This window comes from Mycobacterium lacus (assembly GCF_010731535.1).
In the GTDB taxonomy this organism is placed as follows: Bacteria; Actinomycetota; Actinomycetes; order Mycobacteriales; family Mycobacteriaceae; genus Mycobacterium; species Mycobacterium lacus.
Genome location: NZ_AP022581.1, coordinates 1,923,010 through 1,942,367, shown reverse-complemented (window position 1 = coordinate 1,942,367; position 19,358 = coordinate 1,923,010). Strand labels below are relative to the sequence as shown.

At 67.7% G+C, this 19,358-nt stretch carries 19 protein-coding genes and 1 pseudogene; 9 read left to right on the top strand and 11 right to left on the bottom strand.

Features of this window, described 5'->3' with window-relative positions; translation table 11 throughout:
• Window positions 1-35 precede the first annotated feature (35 nt).
• Entirely contained in the window at window positions 36-161 is a 126-nt protein-coding gene (locus tag G6N24_RS25330; protein ID WP_264035271.1) for a hypothetical protein, read from the top strand.
• Window positions 162-174: 13 nt separating this feature from the next.
• On the opposite strand, the gene G6N24_RS08880 is transcribed toward G6N24_RS25330, so the two are convergent.
• A complete protein-coding gene (locus tag G6N24_RS08880) occupies window positions 175-843 on the bottom strand; it encodes a class I SAM-dependent methyltransferase (protein WP_139822547.1) in 669 nt (222 codons plus the stop codon).
• 90 nt (window positions 844-933) lie between these two features.
• On the opposite strand from G6N24_RS08880, the gene G6N24_RS08875 reads away from it, so the two are divergent.
• The 4 genes from G6N24_RS08875 to G6N24_RS08860 are packed head-to-tail and all read left to right on the top strand — an operon-like array spanning window position 934 to window position 3,694.
• Entirely contained in the window at window positions 934-1,323 is a 390-nt protein-coding gene (locus G6N24_RS08875; RefSeq protein WP_085162228.1) for a nitroreductase family deazaflavin-dependent oxidoreductase, read from the top strand.
• A gap of 5 nt (window positions 1,324-1,328) precedes the next feature.
• The gene (locus G6N24_RS08870) at window positions 1,329-1,661 is read left to right on the top strand and encodes a TfoX/Sxy family protein (RefSeq protein WP_085162227.1); all 333 of its coding nucleotides are present in this window, start codon (window positions 1,329-1,331) and stop codon (window positions 1,659-1,661) included.
• 43 nt (window positions 1,662-1,704) lie between these two features.
• A complete protein-coding gene (locus G6N24_RS08865) occupies window positions 1,705-2,439 on the top strand; it encodes a DUF72 domain-containing protein (RefSeq protein WP_085162226.1) in 735 nt (244 codons plus the stop codon).
• 13 nt (window positions 2,440-2,452) lie between these two features.
• Complete coding sequence (locus tag G6N24_RS08860; RefSeq protein WP_085162225.1) at window positions 2,453-3,694, top strand: NAD(P)/FAD-dependent oxidoreductase; 1,242 nt, start codon at window positions 2,453-2,455, stop codon at window positions 3,692-3,694.
• 3 nt (window positions 3,695-3,697) lie between these two features.
• Here G6N24_RS08860 and G6N24_RS08855 read toward each other — a convergent pair whose 3' ends face one another.
• From G6N24_RS08855 to G6N24_RS08840, 4 genes are all read right to left on the bottom strand, one after another.
• Window positions 3,698-5,797 carry an NAD-dependent epimerase/dehydratase family protein gene (locus G6N24_RS08855; protein ID WP_085162224.1) on the bottom strand — a complete coding sequence of 700 codons (2,100 nt, stop codon included), beginning with the start codon at window positions 5,795-5,797 and terminating at the stop codon, window positions 3,698-3,700.
• A 99-nt stretch (window positions 5,798-5,896) separates the two neighbouring features.
• A complete protein-coding gene (locus tag G6N24_RS08850) occupies window positions 5,897-7,381 on the bottom strand; it encodes an acetyl-CoA acetyltransferase (protein ID WP_085162223.1) in 1,485 nt (494 codons plus the stop codon).
• A 133-nt stretch (window positions 7,382-7,514) separates the two neighbouring features.
• Window positions 7,515-9,914, bottom strand: coding sequence for a CaiB/BaiF CoA transferase family protein (locus tag G6N24_RS08845; RefSeq protein ID WP_085162222.1), 2,400 nt, complete (start codon window positions 9,912-9,914; stop codon window positions 7,515-7,517).
• A 219-nt stretch (window positions 9,915-10,133) separates the two neighbouring features.
• Window positions 10,134-10,643, bottom strand: a complete 510-nt coding sequence (locus tag G6N24_RS08840; RefSeq protein WP_139822546.1) for a GNAT family N-acetyltransferase — start codon at window positions 10,641-10,643, stop codon at window positions 10,134-10,136.
• Between the two features lie 58 nt (window positions 10,644-10,701).
• Between G6N24_RS08840 and G6N24_RS08835 the strand changes: the two genes are divergently transcribed.
• Both G6N24_RS08835 and G6N24_RS08830 read left to right on the top strand, forming a co-directional pair.
• Window positions 10,702-11,550, top strand: a complete 849-nt coding sequence (locus tag G6N24_RS08835; RefSeq protein ID WP_085162220.1) for an SDR family oxidoreductase — start codon at window positions 10,702-10,704, stop codon at window positions 11,548-11,550.
• A gap of 113 nt (window positions 11,551-11,663) precedes the next feature.
• A pseudogene (locus tag G6N24_RS08830) lies at window positions 11,664-12,497 on the top strand (phosphoketolase family protein); the annotation flags it as partial.
• Window positions 12,498-12,771: 274 nt separating this feature from the next.
• Here G6N24_RS08830 and G6N24_RS08825 read toward each other — a convergent pair.
• The gene (locus tag G6N24_RS08825; protein WP_232070783.1) at window positions 12,772-13,044 is read right to left on the bottom strand and encodes a type II toxin-antitoxin system HicB family antitoxin; all 273 of its coding nucleotides are present in this window, start codon (window positions 13,042-13,044) and stop codon (window positions 12,772-12,774) included.
• A 237-nt stretch (window positions 13,045-13,281) separates the two neighbouring features.
• Here G6N24_RS08825 and G6N24_RS08820 point away from each other — a divergent pair, with 237 nt between their 5' ends.
• Together G6N24_RS08820 and G6N24_RS08815 are read left to right on the top strand one after the other, a co-directional pair.
• A complete protein-coding gene (locus G6N24_RS08820) occupies window positions 13,282-13,947 on the top strand; it encodes an MOSC domain-containing protein (protein WP_085162237.1) in 666 nt (221 codons plus the stop codon).
• 213 nt (window positions 13,948-14,160) lie between these two features.
• The gene (locus tag G6N24_RS08815) at window positions 14,161-14,823 is read left to right on the top strand and encodes a CPBP family intramembrane glutamic endopeptidase (protein WP_372514581.1); all 663 of its coding nucleotides are present in this window, start codon (window positions 14,161-14,163) and stop codon (window positions 14,821-14,823) included.
• Window positions 14,824-14,850: 27 nt separating this feature from the next.
• Here the strand turns inward: G6N24_RS08815 and G6N24_RS08810 are convergent, their stop codons facing one another.
• The 5 genes from G6N24_RS08810 to G6N24_RS08790 form a co-directional block, all read right to left on the bottom strand.
• Window positions 14,851-15,879 (bottom strand): zinc-binding alcohol dehydrogenase family protein, encoded by a 1,029-nt coding sequence (locus G6N24_RS08810; protein ID WP_085162217.1) that lies wholly within the window; start codon window positions 15,877-15,879, stop codon window positions 14,851-14,853.
• Between the two features lie 47 nt (window positions 15,880-15,926).
• A complete protein-coding gene (locus G6N24_RS08805) occupies window positions 15,927-16,226 on the bottom strand; it encodes a GlsB/YeaQ/YmgE family stress response membrane protein (protein WP_085162216.1) in 300 nt (99 codons plus the stop codon).
• Window positions 16,227-16,347: 121 nt separating this feature from the next.
• Complete coding sequence (locus G6N24_RS08800; RefSeq protein WP_085162215.1) at window positions 16,348-17,310, bottom strand: alanine and proline-rich secreted protein Apa; 963 nt, start codon at window positions 17,308-17,310, stop codon at window positions 16,348-16,350.
• A gap of 133 nt (window positions 17,311-17,443) precedes the next feature.
• Window positions 17,444-18,553, bottom strand: a complete 1,110-nt coding sequence (locus G6N24_RS08795; protein WP_085162214.1) for a sulfate/molybdate ABC transporter ATP-binding protein — start codon at window positions 18,551-18,553, stop codon at window positions 17,444-17,446.
• A 6-nt stretch (window positions 18,554-18,559) separates the two neighbouring features.
• Window positions 18,560-19,354 carry an ABC transporter permease gene (locus G6N24_RS08790; RefSeq protein ID WP_085162213.1) on the bottom strand — a complete coding sequence of 265 codons (795 nt, stop codon included), beginning with the start codon at window positions 19,352-19,354 and terminating at the stop codon, window positions 18,560-18,562.
• Window positions 19,355-19,358: the final 4 nt, after the last annotated feature.

The following is a 19,358-nucleotide window of genomic DNA, read 5'->3' as shown; positions in this document are numbered from 1 at the left end:
CAGACGCAAAAGCACCTGATTTCGGGGGTTTTAGGGTGCTTTTGCGTCTGCTCGGCAGGAGACTGCTCGACGCGCTGACGGTCAAGCCCGTGACCGACGTGGCCGAGATCGTCGCACCGGCACTGGAACCGGCGAGGTCGGCGGCTATCGCGGCGGCCTGAAAATAGCGGCGCCTCAGCGGGGCACGGTCGCCTGCGTGACGCGCCACAGCCGGCGGGGCAGCTCGCCTTCCTCGAAGTCGTGGATCTGGATCAAAGTCCAGCCGTCCGCCAGGGTGGTGACCAAGTCGCGGGTGAAGAAGTGCACGGCGAAGCCTCCGTGCTCGTAGATATCGTCGCCGTGTGCGATGCCGGCGCCGTAATGCGCATCGCCGGTGTGCCGGACGGTGTAGACAAACAACCCACCGGGCCGCAGTATCCGGCGTACCTCGCCGACCACCGCCCGGATCTGCTCGGTGGACAGCGCCATGCACAGCAGCATGTGCGCGAACACGGCATCGGTCGATGCGTCCGGCAGCGGTAGCGGCGTGCGCATGTCGTGCACGGTTGTCGTGATGCGCTGGGCCATTCCCGACGCCTGCGCGGCTTCGCGCAGTTGTTGCAGACCGGTGGCGCTGAAATCCAGCGCGTGCACCGCGAAACCGTGGCGGGCGAAAAACAGCGCGTCGCGGCCGTGACCGGCGCCAAGCTCGACCACGTCGCCCGCACCTACGTCGCTGAAAACCTGCGCGGCGTAGACCCCTGCGGCCGAAGGCTGGTCACCGTACATGACCGGATGTGCCGCGTAGGTGGAGTCCCAGTGCAGCCGTTGTGAGTCCACCCGGTTGCCGGGGTCAGCTGCCATACCGCTCATTGTGGCGTGCCGGTCGGTGGCGCGCGCCCGCAGTGGAACAGGATCGCCCGACCGCCGCCGCAACGGGGCAGAATCGGGAATATGACCGACCTTCGAAAACTGAAACGGCAGGTAATCCACCGCGTGCAACGGCTAGTGGTCAATCCGATTGGCCGGCAATTGCCGGTGACCATGCTCGAAACCACCGGGCGCAAGTCGGGGCAACCTCGGCGCACGGCGGTGGGCGGAAAGGTGGTGGACAACAGCTTTTGGATGGTCTCCGAGCATGGCGAGCATTCGGATTATGTCCACAACATCAAGGCCGATCCCGCCGTACGGGTGCGTATCGGCGGGAAGTGGCGCACCGGAACCGCGCATCTGCTGCCCGACGATGACCCGCGGCAGCGGCTGCGGAGCCTACCCCGGCTGAACAGCGCGGGCGTGCGCACCATGGGTACCGACCTGCTGACCATCCGGGTGGATCTGGACTGACGCGCGTGGCCTATGACACAGACCTCGCGGAGCGCATTCGTGAGCTGCTGGCCCAGCAGCCCGGTGTTGACGAGAAACGGATGTTCGGCGGGCTCGCGTTCCTGATCGACGGACACATGGCCGTCGCGGTCAGCGGTCAGGGCGGACTGCTGGTGCGGGTGCCGCCGGGCGACACCGACAAGCTGCTCGGTCGCGCCCATGTCAGCCCTATGGTGATGGCGGGCAGAGAGGCCCGCGGCTGGTTGCGCATTGCCGCCGACGGCGTCAAAACCAAACGTCAGCTACAAGGTTGGGTGACGCGCGGCGCAACCTACGTACGCGGCCTACCGCCCAAGTGACCGTCGCGGTTAGTGAGCGCCCGGTGCGCCGGCAGGTGACCGGTTGAAGATACGGATAGGCACGTCGGGGTGGTCCTATGACCACTGGACCGACGTGCTGTACCGGCCCGGGCTTGCGCCGGCCAAGCGGTTGGCCCGCTACGCCGAGGTTTTCGACACCGTCGAATTGAACGCCAGTTTCTATCGCTGGCCCAAAGATTCGACGTTCACCGCCTGGCGCGAACAGTTGCCGGACGGGTTCGCCATGTCGGTCAAGGCGCATCGCGGATTGACCCACTACCGCCGGCTGGCCTCGCCCGAACCCTGGATCGAGCGGTTCGAACGCTGTTGGCAGTTGTTGGGTGACCGCCGCGGCGTGCTGCTGGTTCAGCTGCATCCCGAGCACCACCGCGACAGCTCTTCTGAGGAACGCCTGGATTCCTTCCTGCACAGCGTGCCGACGCCGATCCGAGTGGCCGTGGAACTGCGACACCCATCCTGGGACGCGCCCGCGGTGTACGCGCTGCTGGAACACCACCGCGCCGCCTATGTGGTGATGAGCGGTGCGGGTCTGCGGTGCATCCCGCGGGCCACCACCGACTTGGTGTACGTCCGGATGCACGGTCCCGACCCCGGCGCGATCTACACGGGTTCGTACACGCCCACCGACCTGCGATGGTGGGCAGACCGCATCACCAAATGGGACGGCGAAGGGCGCGACGTATGGATGTATTTCAACAACGACCTGGGCGGCCACGCCGTGCGCAATGCGCTGTCGTTGCGGCAACTTCTTCGATAAGTAGGCTGGGGTAATGGCCAGCGCGACCACATTCGTCATCGTCGGCGGCGGGCTTGCCGGGGCCAAAGCGGCAGAAGCACTGCGCGACAACGGTTTCGACGGCCACATCATTCTCTTCGCGGCGGAGGAGCAGCTCCCGTACGAGCGCCCACCGCTGTCCAAGGAATTCCTGGCGGGCAAGAAAACGCTCGACGAGTTCACCGTGCACAACTCGGACTGGTATCGCGACCACCATGTCGACCTACGGCTCGCGACGCCCGTCACGGCGCTGGATCCCCCCGCACACACGGTCGGCCTTCCCGACGGCGCCACCGTGCACTATGACAAGCTGCTGCTGGCCACGGGATCGGCGCCGAGGCGCCCACCGATACCCGGCGCCGACGCCGCCGGCGTCTACTATCTGCGCACGATCGACGACGCGAAGGCCCTGGATTCCGTTCTGGTCGAGGGCTCTTCACTCGCGGTGGTGGGCGCCGGGTGGATCGGCCTGGAGGTGGCCGCGGCCGCTCGCCGGCGCGGCGTCAACGTCACCGTCGTCGAGATCGCCAAACAGCCGCTGCTGGCCGCCCTCGGTGAGGGGGTCGGCGAGGTGTTTGCCGAACTGCATCGCGATCACGGGGTGGACTTGCGGCTGCAGGCGCAGGTCAAGGAGATCACCAGGGCCGACGGCTCGGATGCAAAAGCCAGCGGCCTGCGGATGCGCGACGGATCGACGGTGGCCGCGGATGCCGTGCTGGTGGCCGTTGGCGCGAAACCCAACATCGAACTCGCCGAACAGGCCGGGCTATCCGTGGGTGACGGCGGCGTGCTGGTCGACAGCTCGCTGCGCACCAGCGATCCCGACGTTTACGCCGTCGGCGACATCGCCGCCGCCGAACACCGCCTGTTCGGCACCCGCATCCGAACCGAGCACTGGGCGAATGCGCTGAAACAACCCGTGGTCGCCGCGGCCGGAATGTTGGGCGAGCCGGGCGAATACGCCGAGCTGCCCTACTTTTTCACCGACCAGTACGACCTTGGCATGGAGTACGTCGGGCACGCCCCGAGCTTCGACCGGGTGGTGTTCCGTGGCGACGTTGCCCGCCGCGAGTTCGTCGCCTTCTGGCTCGACGGCGACAACCGGGTGCTGGCCGGGATGAACGTCAACATCTGGGACGTGCTCGACGACGTCAAGGCCCTGATCCGTTCGAGGGCCCCCATCGACGCCGACCGGCTGGCCGATCCGCAGTCCCCGCTGTCCGCCCTGGTGGGTTGACCGCTACTCGGGGATATTCCAGGTGTGGTCGATAACGTCGGGTGGTCCCTGTGCCTGCAAACGTTCCCGCTCGGCACGGCGGCGTTTGATGCGTAGCCGGGCATCGGCCGGCATGGTGACGACTTCATCGCAGGTCAGGTAGTACACGTCGTCGACAAGATCGATCAGGTCCGCCGCGACTCGCCGAGACCCCAGCTCGCGCAACGCCATCCGCAGCTCGTGCGTAAACCGGATGGTGGTGTCGTGGGCCAGCTCGCGGGAATTGCGGGCGCTGGCGGCCATTCGCCGGGACAGCGTCGACGGTGGCGGCGGCTCGGCGGGAGCTTCGGCCGCCTGCGCACCCACCATCAGCAGCAGCGCCGGATCGTCGCCGAACGTCGGGTTGGCCAGCTCGGCTTCCCCGGGTCCCCGGTGCCCGATCCGGGCGATCGCCGCGTCGACGGCGGCGGCCGTGGCCGGAGACAACGCGCGCACACTGGCGAGGTTGCCCTCCCGGGCCAGCCCAACCAACGGCGGATCAGCGCGCAACACCGTCGCCAGCGCGGCGGCCTCGGCCGCGATCAGGCCGCTCTCCATGATGACGCCCACCCCGGACACCCTCGACCCCGCGCGGGTGTGATCGAGCGTCGCCGCGGTGACGCCCGTGTCGATCACCCACAGCGCCGTGAGGATCCAGCCTTGGTGAATCCGATCCCGCAACAGCCGGATCCGGACTTCCAGGCCTGCGTCCGGCAGCAGGGCCAGCTGTTCGGCGCCGAGGTGCTCCGCCCTCGCGGCGGCGACGTAGGCCTGCGTATCGGTCCTGATGTGCCGCAGCAGGGACAGGGATCGCGCGGTGACCACCACCTTGGCGACTGACCCCAGCGGTCCGCTGGCGAGCTGAGGGCGACCGAACGGCAGCAGTTCGGCGATCGGCGGCTGCTCTCCGAGCGCGCGTTGGGTGACGGCTCGCTCGTCCCAGCCGGGCAGCTGGGCGGCGGCGACGATATTTGCCGATACCCCGACATAGGGGCGGTGACCGAACACCGCGATCGCCCTGCTCCCCCACTCGTCGGCAACCACATCGCCAAGCGCCAGCACGCGACCCATCACCTGACCGGCCCTCCGCAGTGCGCTCAACTGGACATCCAGCGTCATCGGGGTCAACGGTCCCGGGAGGGCCTCGGCCAGGCTGCTCGCGCTGAATACCGGGAACCGTGGATCGATCCGGTCGTCGAACTCGCCCTCCATCCCGTCCGGTGCCGCGGAACCTAACGGTGCGCTTTCGGTCGGCTGCGGCCGTGGGAGGGCCTCCACCGGCAGCGACAGTTGACCCGACCCATTGGTCGCGCCGGCGGCATCGAGCCTGCGGCCGACCAGTCCGCGTCCGGTGTCGACCACCGCCGCGACCGCCTGCCAGCCGAATTCGAATCCCCAATCTTCTTGGGCCGTAGTGATATCCATCTCTGGAATCAACCGTGCCCAGCTACGAACCCGATGCGTCCGCAACCGCGGGTCGACCGATCGCAGCAGCCGCCACGCGGTGATCACATTGGTGGTATCCGGGGTGGCGAGGTCCACGACACCGTTGCGGTCGGTGTCCAGCGCCACAATCAGGAACCGGACCAGGTCGTCGAGGTGCAGCACCCGCATCGGCCGCTCCGAGACCTTTGCGCGGAGCAGCGTGGCCACGGTGCGGCACACCATCCAGTCGAGTTGGCGGCCAACCGGCGGCGCGATCCGGATGACCAAGCTCGGCGCCCAGCCGGTCGAGACCAGCGACTCGGCCTGCTGGTAGAGCTCGGGCCGCCCGGCGGCCTGGGACACGAAGAGCAGCCGGGCGCCGGCTCGTGCGGCCGCATGGGCCACGTGCGCGGCCCCGGTGACGCCCGCGCCGCCCGGCGCGCTGGTGTCGACCGGGGCCAGATGGAGCACCGCGTCGGCTTCGGCGGCCAGCTCGTGCAGCACCGGGTCACGCAACGGCGCGCAAACGAACTCGACGTTCGGGTCCAGGCATTCGTGCGGGCGCTCCGCAATGCCGCTGACCGTGTGTCCGGCAGCAATCAGCTGCCGTGCGACCAGCCGCCCGAGCGTGCCGGAGGCGTCGGTAACCAGGATCTGCACCTGGGCTCACCTCCCCCAACGTTCACTCATGACAATAAGCACGTCGGTGCGGCTGCGCGAGGAGTCTCGTTTTTACGCGACACCGGCGTGACCGGCCAGTTACCCTAGGGTCGCGGTGCCGTCGGAGCCGACGGCAACCTTGGCGCCGGCGATATCTTCGCTGACCGTGACCGCGGCCGAGGCGGGATCGGTGATGACCGCCAGGGCGCGCGCCCCACCAGGCGTGCGGACCGCCAGGAAGGCCTTCTCCGGTTGTCCGTCCCGGTTGAACGGCGTCGTCCACGATTCCACGGTGCCGACGCCTTCCCACTCGAGCAACCCGTCCCGGGTGGGCTCGCGATCCACCGCCGGCTGCACGTCTTCCCACCGGAATTCGGCCGGCGGTTCGGTGCCGTAGACGCCGAAGCTGTGCTTGGTCAGGTGACCACCGTTGGCGGTGATCAGCCCGCGCCGCCCGGGATTGGCCACCAGCCGTTCGGCCATGGTGGCGATGGAGTGCATGACGTAGTTGCTCCACGGACCGCCCGCGAAGGTCAGCCCGCCGGTGACGGTCAACGGGCGGTCGGGGTCATCGAGGCCGAGGCCGAGTTCGGCCGCGGCGACTTGGACGGCGGAGGGAAAGCACGAGTACAGGTCGACATAATCGATCTCGTCGATCGCCAGTCCCGCCAGCTCCAGCGCTCGTGCACCGGCGATCCGGATGGCCGCCGACCGGTGCAGCTCGGCACGCTCGGCGATGGCGGGGGTGTCGTACGCGGCGGTGCCCGCCTGCGGATAGACCCAGCGCTCGGCGGGTATCCGCAGCCGCGTCGCCAGCTCGACCGACGTCAACACCAACGCGGCGCCCTGGTCAACCATGTTGTTGGAATTCATCAGCTTGGTGTACGGCCAGCTGATCATCCGGTTCTGCGGGCTGGGCTGCCGGATGTCGTCGGCGGTCACCGGTTTGCGGATCCACGCGTGCGGATTGTCGACCGCGACGGCGTTGAAGCGTGCCCACAGCTGGCCGACCCGCTTGCCGTGGTCGGTGACCGATTCGCCGTTCGCGATCCGCAGCGCCTGCTCGAACATCGGATACACGTAGGCGGGCCGGTCGCACTTGATCCTGAGCTCGGCCTCGCCGAACATCGCCACGTTGTCGTCGGTGACCTCGGGCGTCGGAACCGATTCGTCTTGAACGGTCCACACGAGTTTGCTGCCCTTGGCGCGCAGCCCGGTCCGGGTGCGCCAGGTTTCGGCGCCGGCGAGCAGCACCACGCCGGCCCGCCCCTGCTGGATGTCGACGCATGCCCGGTTGACCAGAGTCTGCGGCATGTTGCCGCCGACGCCGCTGTAACCCGTGCTGAAGCTCGCGGCTCCGACGCGTTCGCCGAGCAGCAGCCCAGGATTTCGGTAATGTGCCGACAGCGTGTGCACCACGCGAACGGCGTCCACGGCCTCAAGCACCCGGGACTCCGCGGCTTGCCGGGCGGCGGTAACCATCAGGTCGACCGGCTCGACGGACGGCATGTCCGGGTCGATGTCGTCGCGATGGTTGACCTGGCCGTAGCCGACCAACACCGGTGTTCTGGGGTCGACGCGCATGGCTCGAACGTAGCGCGGCGACCCCGAACGTTTCGAGCGGGCCGGGAAGTGGCGCCGATTGTGAATCTGGCGACGCGACACGCTGGCGTCGCGTCGCCAGATTCACAATCGCGGCCACATTCTTGGCGGCCTGCTAGTGACTGCCCGCGGGCGCGAACAGCACGCGGTCGGTGATCATCCGCTCGGTCTCCTCGGCGCTCATCCCAAGCAGCTTGCGACAGATCTCGCGGGTGTCCTGCCCTGGCAACGGCGCCGGGCGCTGGGGCGCCGGCGGGATGTGACGAAACGGCGCCGGGCCCGTCTCGGTCGGAAGTGGATGGTTGATCAGGGGATGCACCATGTCGCGGAGCACCTTTCGCTCGATCAGCTGCGGGTCCTCGAGCAGATCCGGTGGGCGGTTCATCGGGCCGGCCGCGACCCCGGCTGACTGCATTGCCTGGGCGACCTGAGCGGGGGTGCGAGTGTGGGTCCAGGCCGAGACGAGGGCCACCAACTCCTTTCGGTTGACCACCCGCGACTGACCGGTCGCGAAACGCGCATCGTCGGCCAGTTCCGGGCGCTCCATAACGGATGCGGCACAACGCCAATCGCCATCCGACTCGATCGAGATCACGCACCATTCGTCGTCGCCGGCACATGGGTAGACGGCGTGCACACTGGTGTCGTCACGGATCTCGGCGGTACCGGCCCCCAACGCGGCGTGGGTGAACAGGGTGTCGAGTTGATTGACGGCGACCTCGGCCTGGGAGATGTGGACGTGAGCCCCCGCGCCGGTTCGATCGCGGTGGATGAGCGCGGCCAGCGCGGCGATCGAGGTGATCCGCCCAACCATGTGATCGGGGAAGATCGTCGTCGCGTCGTAAAAGGCATGCCGGGCGTTTTCCGGCGGCGCTTCGTCGGACGTCCACAGCCGGGTGACGCCGGTGGTGGCGCGGACCAACGGACCGTAGCCCATCCGGGTGCTCCAGGGACCCTTGTGCCCGAACGCGCTGCTGCCGGCGAGCACGATTCGCGAATTGAGAGCATGCAGCGCGTCATAGGAAAACCCGAGTGCGGCAAGGGTTCCCGGTTTGAAGTTGAGGAACACCGCATCGGCGTCGGCGACCAGGCGGCCGAAGATCTCCTTGCCCGGCGTGCTGCGCAGGTCCAGGCCCAGACCCAGGTGATTGCGGTGGGTCCGGGCGAACGATTCGCTGATGGGCTCGCCAATCCGGGCCTGCCGCAGCCCATCCGGGTAGTCGGCACTTTCGACTTTGATGACCTCGGCGCCCAGATCGCCGAACAGCCGGCCCACCTCGCCTCCGGCGACGATGATACCCAGATCGAGGATGCGCAGCCCGTCGAAAGGGTAGCCGCCCACCCGGCCCGGGGGTGACGCGACGACCGCGGGCTCAGCTAGCCAGCGCGGGTCGTCCCGCCCCGCGGCTGGAGCCGGCGTACGAAAGCCCGAGCGCTGCCCGTCGACGACGAAATATCCCGTCGGCACCGGCGTGCGCACGCCGGGGACAACCTCGACCTCGGTGATCGCGCCCACCGCCTCGAAATGTTCGGAGGCCAGGATGCGCGACGGCGTCAGCACCGCGGCGATCGGCACACCCACCGCTTGTCCGGCGGTCACCAGATCCTTCATGGTCTGTTCGGCACACAACGCCTCGACCAGGACGCTGATCTGGGGCCAAGCGGCAAGACGCGCGCCGATCACGTCATATTTGGGGTCCTGGAATTCCTCCGGCTCGCCCAACCAGCGGCGCAGGCCGCGCCATTGCCGCGGCGCCATCACACACAACCGGACGTAGCCGTCCTTGCACGGATAGATCGGGTAGGCGTCCTGGTTTTTCGGACGGCCCCGCCACTGCCCGGTGCCGCGCCGGCCGGCAGCAACCTGGCCGTGTGCCCCGAACGCCGGGTCGAGCGCCAAGACGACGGCGTCGAACCGCGAGAAATCGATGTAATCACCTGTGCCGCACCGCAATCTGTTGTAGTAAGCGACGAGCACCGACCAGGTCGCTTGCGCGGCGGCGGTGGCCGACGCGATGCCGTTCGGCGGCAGCACCGGCGTGCCGGTGGGTGGACCCGACCGCGACAGCGAGCCCGACATCGCATACAACACGGGATCGGTGGCACGCCACGACGAGCGGGGCCCCGTTGCCCCGAAGTCGGTGATCGAGAGCACCACCAGCTGGTTGTGGCGATCGGCGAGCTCGGCGCACGACATCCCAAACGCGGCGGCCTGCCCGGGAAGGCCGCTGTCGACGACGATGTCGGCGCTGCCGGCCAGTTCGAGAAACTGTTGGCGGTCGTTGTCGTCGAGCGGGTTGAGCACCACGCTGCGCTTGTTCGCGTTGTGTACGGCGAAGGAAAGGCTCACGCCGCCCAGCGTCGGGAGCACGTCCCGCGCCGGGCTACCACCCGGGGGTTCCACCTTGAGAACGTCGGCACCGAGGTCAGCGAGCAGGCGGGTCACCCCGTCGGCGTGGGCACCGGACAAGTCGAGGACGCGCACGGCATTGAGCAACCGGTCGGGCACCTGCATACCGTAGCTGCCCCACCACGTTTGACACCGAGCCAACCGCTCTCACCGAGGGGGCCGGGCGCGAACATCGCCGTGTCGGCGACGTCGCGGTGGTCTTGTGTGCCACACCAGTCCCGCGTTCGGACGGTAGACGTTTTGCCCGCCTCCGAGCGACACGACTTCCCGCCGGAGGCGTCAACTTGCGGTTTTGCCGCTCAGAGAAAAGATTCCGAGAACCCCTCAGACGGGCGTGCGTCGATAACGCACTTCTGCTACTGGCGCATCGCCGAAAGTCTCGGTGCGGCGTGCCCCGTCGAACCGCCACCCGTCGCGTTCGTAGAACCGCCGAGCGCGGACGTTGCCGTCCAGCACCCACAGCGCGGCGCTCGTCACGCCGACCCCCCGCATCCTTTCCCGGGCCGCAGTCATCAGCAAACGCCCAACTCCGGTCCGCATACGGGCGGGATCGACGTAGATCGCCATAAGCTCGCCGTAATTCGATAAGTCCGTGTCTCGGTATAGACCCGTGGTAGCTAAGCCGCAGATGGTCGAACCGTCGACCGCGACCACGGTGGACGGCAACCGAAGCCCCATGCGCCCAAACCTGTATCTGCGCGCCCAGACTTCGGGATCGAGAGCGTCGAGGTAGTCCTGGGCGATCAGGCCGCGGTAGGCCGACTGCCACGACCGGACGTGCACTCGCGCGACGTCGAGCGCATCGTCCGGAACGGCCGATCGCACGTGAGTCACCCATGCAGTATCGCCCCGGTGATTGCGCGGCGACGACGTCGAATGCTGTGCTTGCTGTATGGCGGGCGCTGCATCCATGGGTCTCAAGGTCCGGGACAAGGTCATCGTGATCACGGGCGGCGCACGGGGGATCGGATTGGCCACCGCGACCGCGCTGCACAAGCTGGGCGCCCAGGTGGCGATCGGCGACATCGACGAGGCGAAGGTGAAGGAGTCGGGTGCCGACCTCGGCGTCGAGGTGTACGGGAAACTCGATGTCACCGACCGGGATTCGTTTTCGGACTTTCTCGACCAGGTCGAGCGCCAACTCGGACCGATCGACGTGCTGGTCAACAACGCCGGCATCATGCCCGTCGGCCGGATCGTCGACGAGCCGGATGCGGTCACCCGGCGCATTCTGGACATCAACGTCTACGGCGTGATCCTGGGCAGCAAGCTGGCGGCGCAGCGCATGGTCCCTCGCGGGTCCGGACACGTCATCAACGTCGCCTCGCTGGCCGGGGAGATCTATGCCGTCGGGCTGGCCACGTACTGCGCCAGCAAGCACGCGGTGGTCGCGTTCACCGACTCCGCCAGACTCGAGTACCGATCGGCTGGCGTGAAGTTCTCCGTGGTACTGCCGTCGTTCGTCAACACCGAACTGATCGCGGGCACCGCAGGGGTCAAGGGATTCAGGAACGCCGAGCCCGCGGACATCGCCGACGCTATCGTCGGGCTGGTCGTCCATCCCAAGCCACGAGTGCGGGTGACTAGGGCGGCCGGCGCGATGGTCGTGTCGCAGAAGTTCATGCCGCGTGTGGTGTCCGAGGGCCTGAACCGCATCCTTGGGGGCGAGCACGTGTTCACCGACGACGTCGACGTCGAGAAGCGCCGGGCCTACGAGGCTCGCGCTCGCGGCGAAGAATGAGTTCCGCCTAGCGCGGTGTTCATCGAAGGCGCGCACAATCGGCCAAGTGAGCCTAGAAACCCGAGCAACCCAAACGACTCAACGCGCGGTTCATTCCGACGACGAACTGAACCTCTTACCTGCTGACCTCCCACGTCTGGCGGCAGGACCACAACGGCTCGTCGCATCAGGACCCCGGATTCATCGACCTGGTCGCCAACAAACGCGCGGAGGTGACGCGGGTCTACCTGCCGCCGGACGCGAACACCTTGCTCTCGGTGGCCGACCACTGCCTGCGCAGCCGTGACTACGTCAACGTCATCGTCGCCGGCAAGCAGCCCGCGCTGGCCTACCTCACCATGGACGAGGCCATCGCCCACTGCACCCGCGGAGTGGGCATCTGGCGGTGGGCAAGCACCGCAACAGCCGAACCCGACGTGGTGCTGGCTTGTGCCGGAGACATCCCGACGCTGGAGACGCTGGCCGCCGCCGACATCCTGCGCCGCGAGCTGCCCGAGCTGGCTGTACGGGTGGTCAACGTCGTCGACATCATGCGCCTGCAGCTGGAATCCGAGCATCCACATGGCTTGTCCGACAAGGAGTTTGACGCGTTGTTCACCCGTGACAGGCCGGTGATCTTCGCCCACCGCGGCTATCCGTGGTTGATCCACCGGCTGGCCTATCGGCGCGCCAATCACGCTCGCATGCACGTGCGAGGGTTCAAGGAGCGTGGCACCACGACGACGCCGTTCGACATGGTCATGCTCAATGACCTGGATCGCTACCACCTGGTCATAGATGTCATCGATCGCGTGGACGGGCTGGGCAGCCGGGCCGCCATGTTGCGCCAGCGCATGATGGATGCCCGCCTTGCCGCCCGCAGTTACACGCGCGAATACGGCGAGGACGACCCACAGATCGCGGGGTGGACCTGGGAGTCGAGCGAGCGGAACGAACGCAGTGAGTGACGGGAGCGAGACGACCCATCGGACCTGGGAGTCGAGCGAGCGGAACGAACGCAGTGAGTGACGGGAGCGAGACGACCCATCGGACCTGGGAGTCGAGCGAGCGGAACGAGCGTAGCGAGTGATCGGAACGAACGCGGTGAGTGACGGTGTCTTCGTCATAGCGCCCGGTTCGCTCGGTCATGGGTCAACGCGATTACGGCAGCTCGCGCCTGGTAATCAACCGACCATCAAGACCACGGACACGTTGGGGCAATCCGTTGGTGGCCCTTGGCAGTCACGCAGACCGTGACAGCTTCAGGTTGACCAATTGGTTAAGCGAGACGCCTTGCTCTGCCGCCTCGATAGATAAAGATTCGTGCAGCTCCGGAAATGTACGCACGCCGAACTTGCCGCTGTAGGTCCGTTCAGTAAGCGCCTGAGGAGCGGCTTCGCCGTTTGCGTGCATGTCGGCGACAACCTCATCAACGACCTGTTCGATACCGGCGACGGCTTCATGAGCGGTTTCGGCCAGCCAGGAGAGCGACGGGAACTCAGCGCACAGCCCCACGTATTCGTCATCCTCTGGCGACCATCGGGCGCGGTAGGCGCGCCTCCTGCTGCGGACTTCCGCGTTGTCGGAGGCGCCCGCTGGGTTCGCCGCATAGCCACTCACGATCGAAGGAGCGTGACCTATGTGAGTTCTTGTCACACGGCAGACGCTGACGATCCGCGCATAACGTTCAACCACGGATAGGCCGTGGACGAGCGAAGCTGCTCTCGGCGCTAGCCTGGGCGGGTGGCGAACGTGTTGTCGGTCAACTTGGCTCGTGCTCGACGCAATCCCGATCCGCGCGCACAGTCGACGGTGACGGGCATCGGCAAAGTGGCCGCAACCGAGCCGGTCATGGTGCGCGCACCCGGGCCCATGCGGGGTGGTCTCGGCAGCGGACTCGTCGGCGACACCATCGGCAATCCGAAGGTCCACGGCGGTGATGACCAGGCCGTCTACGCGTATGCGCGAGAAGACCTCGACGCATGGGAAACCCAACTTCGGCGCACGCTCACCGACGGAATGTTCGGCGAGAACCTGACCATCTCGGGCGTCGATGTCACCGGGGCACGCATCGGTGAACGCTGGCGCGTCGGCACCGACGGCTTGGTGCTGGAAGTATCGGCGCCCAGGACACCGTGCCGAACGTTCGCGGCTTTCCTGAATTTGAGCGACTGGATCAAGACCTTCACCCACGCCGGGAAACCTGGCGCCTACCTGCGGGTGATCTCCCCCGGGACGGTTCGTGCCGGCGACGCAATCACAATCGATCACCGCCCCGATCATGACGTGACCATAGGGCTGGTCTTTCGAGCCCGAATGTCGGAGCCGGAGCTGCTTCCACGGCTGTTGGCTGCCGACGCGCTCTCGGCTGAGCTCACGGCCTACGCGCGCCGCCGGCTGGGCCCGAACGACGGCTGACCGGCTGTAGCAGCGTGCGGGGGGCAAAACGCCGGCCAATGCCGTCGTCGTTGGCGAAGTGCGCGGATGCCGACCCGCCCCGCGGGTAGACTCGCCACGATGCATGGTCACGCCCCCGGACAAGCCGCCGCCAGCGTTCAGCTCGACGCGCTGGTGTCGCGGCTTGCGGCGCTGGACCGGTTTCGGATCTACGTCGACATCGCCGTCGTCGTGATGGTGCTGGTGTCGACAAACCTGATCGCGCACTTCACGACGCCGTGGGCAAGCATAGCGACGGTCCCGGCTGCGGCCGTCGGGCTGGTGATCCTGATCCGCTGCAGGGGTCTGGGCTGGGCCGAGCTCGGCCTGGGCCGCGAACACTGGAAGTCTGGGCTGGGTTATGCGCTGGTGGCCGTTGCGGTCGTGATGTCGGTGATCGCGGTCGGTGTGCTGCTACCGATGACCCGGCCGATGTTCATGAACAATCACTACGCGACGATCTCCGGCGCGCTGGTCGCCTCGATGCTGATCATTCCGCTGCAAACCGTCATCCCCGAAGAGTTGGCCTTTCGCGGGGTATTGCACGGCGCGCTGCACCGGGCCTGGGGATTTCGCGGCGTCGCCTTAGCGGGCTCGCTGCTGTTCGGTCTCTGGCACATCGCGACGTCGCTGGGGTTGACGAGCAGCAATGTCGGTTTCACCCGGCTGTTCGGCGGCGGGATCGTCGGGATGCTGGCCGGGGTGACGTTGGCGGTGTTGGCCACCGGGTCGGCCGGGTTCGTATTCAGTTGGCTGCGCCGGCGCAGCGGCAGCCTGATCGCGCCGATCGCATTGCATTGGTCGCTGAATGGGTTGGGCGCCCTGGCGGCTGCCCTGGTTTGGCACCTGAGCACCTGACGGCGCCGGGCCGGACGCGGTCAGAAGTTAGACCAGCAGCACCGCGGCGCCGGCGACACGCCCGGCGCTGAGATCGGCCAGCGCTCGATCGGCTTGTGCGAGCGGGTATTCCGGGGTGGTGACCTCGATGTGGTGCTGGGCCGCGAAGTCGAGGAACGCGCGCGCATCGGCCCGGGTGTTCGACGTGACCGACCGCACCTGGCGCTCCTGGAACAGGTGACGTTGGTAGTTGAGGGGCGGAATATCGGTCAGGTGGATCCCCGCGATCGCGAGGGTGCCGCCCCGATCCAGCGCCTCGCACGCGGGCAGCACCAGGTCACCGACCGGGGCGAACAGGATCGCGGCGTCCAGCGGAACCGGCGGCGGATCGGCGGCGGGTTGGGCCGACGCCGCGCCAAGTTGCAGCGCCAGCTCGCGCGCGTCGGCCCCGCGCGTCATCACGTGGACCTCGGCGCCTTGCGCAAGCGCGACCTGCGCGGTGATGTGGGCGCTGCCGCCGAACCCGTACAGACCCAACCGGCCACCGGGCGGCAGCTCGGCCCGCAACAGCGAGCGGTATCCGATGATGCCGGCGCACAACAGCGGCGCAAGCTCGCTGTCGGTGTAGCCGCTCGGCAGGTGGTGCGCGAAAGCCGCAGGGACCGTGGCGAATTCGGCATACCCGCCGTCGGCATCCCAGCCCGTATAGCGGGACTCCGGACACAGGTTCTCATTGCCTCGCCGGCAGTACTTGCACGCCCCGCAGGTATGGCGCAACCAAGCGATACCCACCCGGTCCCCCACGCCGAACTCGTCGCCGGCGGCTGAGCCGACTTCCAAGACCTCGCCGACCACCTCGTGGCCGGGGGTTACCCGGTGGCGGTGCACGGGAAGGTCGCCTTCGGTGACGTGCAGGTCGGTACGGCACACCCCGCACGCCCGCACGGCCACCAGCAACTCGGACGGCCCGGGCCGGGGCACCGCGGTGGTAACTCGTTCCAGCGGGCCGGTTTCCATCGGACCGGGCCGACGGACCTGCCACGCGGTCATCGTGGTGGTGGTCACCTGTGAGGCCATCGCTTCATCATGCCGCTATTGGCCACGGCCGCAATGGTTCAGCGCAGCTAGCGCCTGCGCGCCAGACCGACGACCCAAAGCAGGATCACCGAGCCCAGGATCGCGGTGAACAACGTGAACCAAAAGCCGCCGGCCGCAGTATTGACGACGAAGCTCAGCAGAAAACCGCCGATCAACGCGCCGACAATGCCGATGACGATGTTCATCAGGATGCCGGACCCGCTGCCTTTGACGATCTTGCCGGCGATCCAGCCCGCGATAGCACCGATAATGATGTAGCCAATCCAGCCGACCGAGGTCAGCGTTGTCGACCGGGCAAGGTATTCGGTGGCAGCCATGACGTCCATGAGGGCTCTCCTTGCATCATCTGGCAAAGCCAGCTCCGATACCGGGGTAAGTTCGGTATACCCCGTTTTCGTCACGCTTTGAGTGCCAAGTTGGCGACGGCCGGGCCAACCCGAGGCGTCATCAGGCGGGCTGGGTCCGTTGTGGTGTTGGGGCAACGGTCGGACTCAGTTCCGCGGCGGGTGCCTGCGCGGGTGCCGGCGCGGGCGCTGCCGGAACCGCCTCCGGGGCCGGCGAAGGGGGCGAATAAGGCCGGATCGACTCGGCGAGTGCCTTGGCCGCACCCTTGTCGACCGGGTTGTTCGCGGTCCCAAGCCACACCACAAACCAGCGCTGCGGAGAACCGGCGTTGGGGGTGGTCGCAGTGGGCGAGCCGATCACGCCGGTCCAGATCTGACCGTTCGGCTTGCTGGTATCGCTGAATTTCACCTCGTAATACGACGCACTTCCGGTCAGGCCGTTCGCGTTGAGCGGGGTGGTCTCCTGGTTGATCCGCGTGCCGGGGTAGGGCATGAAGAACTCACCCATATCCGAGCCAAGCCGGACGGCGGCCTTCGGGTTGGTGGTCTCAGCGCTGGCGTAGAGCTTCTGGTCCAGTCGGCCGAGCACTATGCGGGTGTCGTTGGCCACCGGCGGCGGCTGGTCAGGCAGGGGCGGCGGCCCGGTCGTCTTGCTGAGCAGCGCCGAGCCGTAGTCGAGGTGGGAAGCGTCCGACTCCACCCAGCCGGGGGGCACGACGAAGCTGAATCCGCCGACGGCGTTGGTGACCCGGCCGGGTTCGGGTGCGTTGGGGTCGATGACCGGGGGCGGTGGCGCGTTCGGGTCAACCGGGGGCTGCGGCGCCGCATTGGGATCGCCCGGTTGGGCGCTCGGCGTGCTGGTGGTCGCCGGTGCCGGTGCGGGTGACGCCGCTGTGGCCGCCGGCGGCGTGGCCGCGGTTGTGGTCGGCGGGGGCGCGGGCTCCGGATCGGCGCTCGAAGTCGCCGGCAGCGCGATGGTGACGACGCTGGCTCCGGTCACCGCGGTGATCGCCAGCGTCGCCCACAGTCCCTTACGGCGTGTCGGGGTCGGGTCCACCTGATTCATGGCGACGAACCTACCGTGTTACGGCTGTGACGCAAGGAGGGCGTGCTGTCTATGCGCGGACTATGCCGTTCGGTGTCCGCACTGTTGCCTGCGCACGACATTTCAGGCATGAATCCAGTTCGCGGCCACCGACTTACGGTTGCGCGTCCCGCTGTAGTGCCGGGTGCAGCGCCACTTCATGAGCTTTGACGCTGAACCAGACGCGTGTTCCGGGGGTTAACGGCAGCTCCGCGGCGGCGTCGACGGTGATGAGCGCGGCCAGTCCGGGTGCCCCATTGGGCTGGTCTTGGCCACGCACCAGGACGTCGGCTCCGCGGGTGTCCAGCTCGGCCACGGTCACTTGGACGGTATTGCGGGGGCTGCCGCGGGGCGGGTCTTGATACACCGCCACGGCGGCCGGGGCGAATACCGCGACCGCCTGCTGTCCGCTCGCGAGCCGCTCGGCCGCACTGCCATGCCAGTGCGCGCCAGAACCGGTGTGCAGCAAGCCGTCCGGGCCGATCGTGCCGTTGACCAAGTTCACGCCCGCGATGCGGGCTCCGAAATAACTGCGGGGTGCGGTGAGCACTTCCGGCACCGGGCCGATCTCCGAAATCTTGCCGGACTCCAGGATTAGTACTCGATCGGCAAGGGTGAACACGTCCATCAGGTCGTGGGTAACGAGGATGACGGCGCAGCCGCTTTGGGTGACCACGGTTCGCAGCACCGTGCGGATGGCCGCTGCCGCGGCCACGTCGAGCCCGTTCAGCGGTTCGTCGAGCAGCAACACGTCGGGTTGGGCCGCCAACGCCCGCGCGATCGCGACCCGCCGAGCTTGACCGCCCGAGAGCTGCCGCGGCTTGCGGTCAGCCAACTGTTCGGCGTCCACCTCGCGCAGCCAGCGCAGCGCCGTTGACTTCTCGTGGGGTCTCCGCCAAGCACGCCCGGACCGACGGCTGCGCGGCCCGAAGGCCACGTTGGCGGCCACGCTCAGGTGCGGGAACAACAGTGGATCCTGTAGGAGTAGGCCGACCCGGCGGTCGTGCGTCGCCACATTCACCCCGGCCGCGGTGTCGGTCAACACCCGGTCCCCCAAGCGCACCAGGCCCTGATCGGGGTGAACCAGCCCGGCGATCACATGCAGGGCCGTGGACTTGCCCGCGCCGTTGGGTCCGAGCACCGCGAGCACCTCGCTTGCGGACACCGAGAACTCCACGTCCAGATGGCGCCCTGCCATGACCGCACGAAGCTGCAACTCGCTCATCGCCGGCTACCTGATGTCCGTCCCGGTCAACCGGCGAGCGCCCAGGCCCAGCACCACCAGTGCCGCCACCGCCACCAGCAGGATCGACAACGCCACCGCCGCGTCGGGGTCGCTCACTCGTTGCAGGTAGATCTCCAATGGCAGGGTGCGGGTGACCCCTTGCCGGGAGCCGGCAAACGTCAACGTCGCGCCGAACTCACCGAGCGAGCGCGCGAACGCCAGCACCGCCCCGGACAACATGCCCGGTAGTAGCAACGGCAGGGTGACCCGCCACCAGACCGTGGTGGGCCGGGCCCCGAGCGTCGCCGCCACCACCTCGTAGTCGGCACCCGCGCTGCGAGCGGCGCCCTCGAGAGAAATCACCAAGAACGGCAACGAGACGAAGGTTTGTGCCAACACCACCGCGGTCGTGCTGAACGCGACGCTGACACCGGCGGCCGCGAGGTAATGGCCGATCAATCCGAGCCGGCCGAATGCGTAGAGCAATGCCACGCCGCCGACCACCGGCGGCAACACCAGGGGCAGCAGGATCAGCGGGCGCAGTGGCCGCACCAGCCGCGTGCGGCCGCGGGCCAACACCAGCGCCATCGGAACCCCCAGCAGCACACACAGGCCCGTGCTCGCGGCGGCGGTCTTCAGGCTCAGCAGCAGCGCCGTCTTCGACGACGGACTGGTGACCAGCGACCAAAAATGCGGCCAGTCGACCTTGACCGCGATCGCCACCAGCGGCAGCACCACGAAGATGGTCCCCACGGCGGCGGGGAGATAAACCCAGCGGGGCGGATTCGTAGGCCGGTGCACGGGT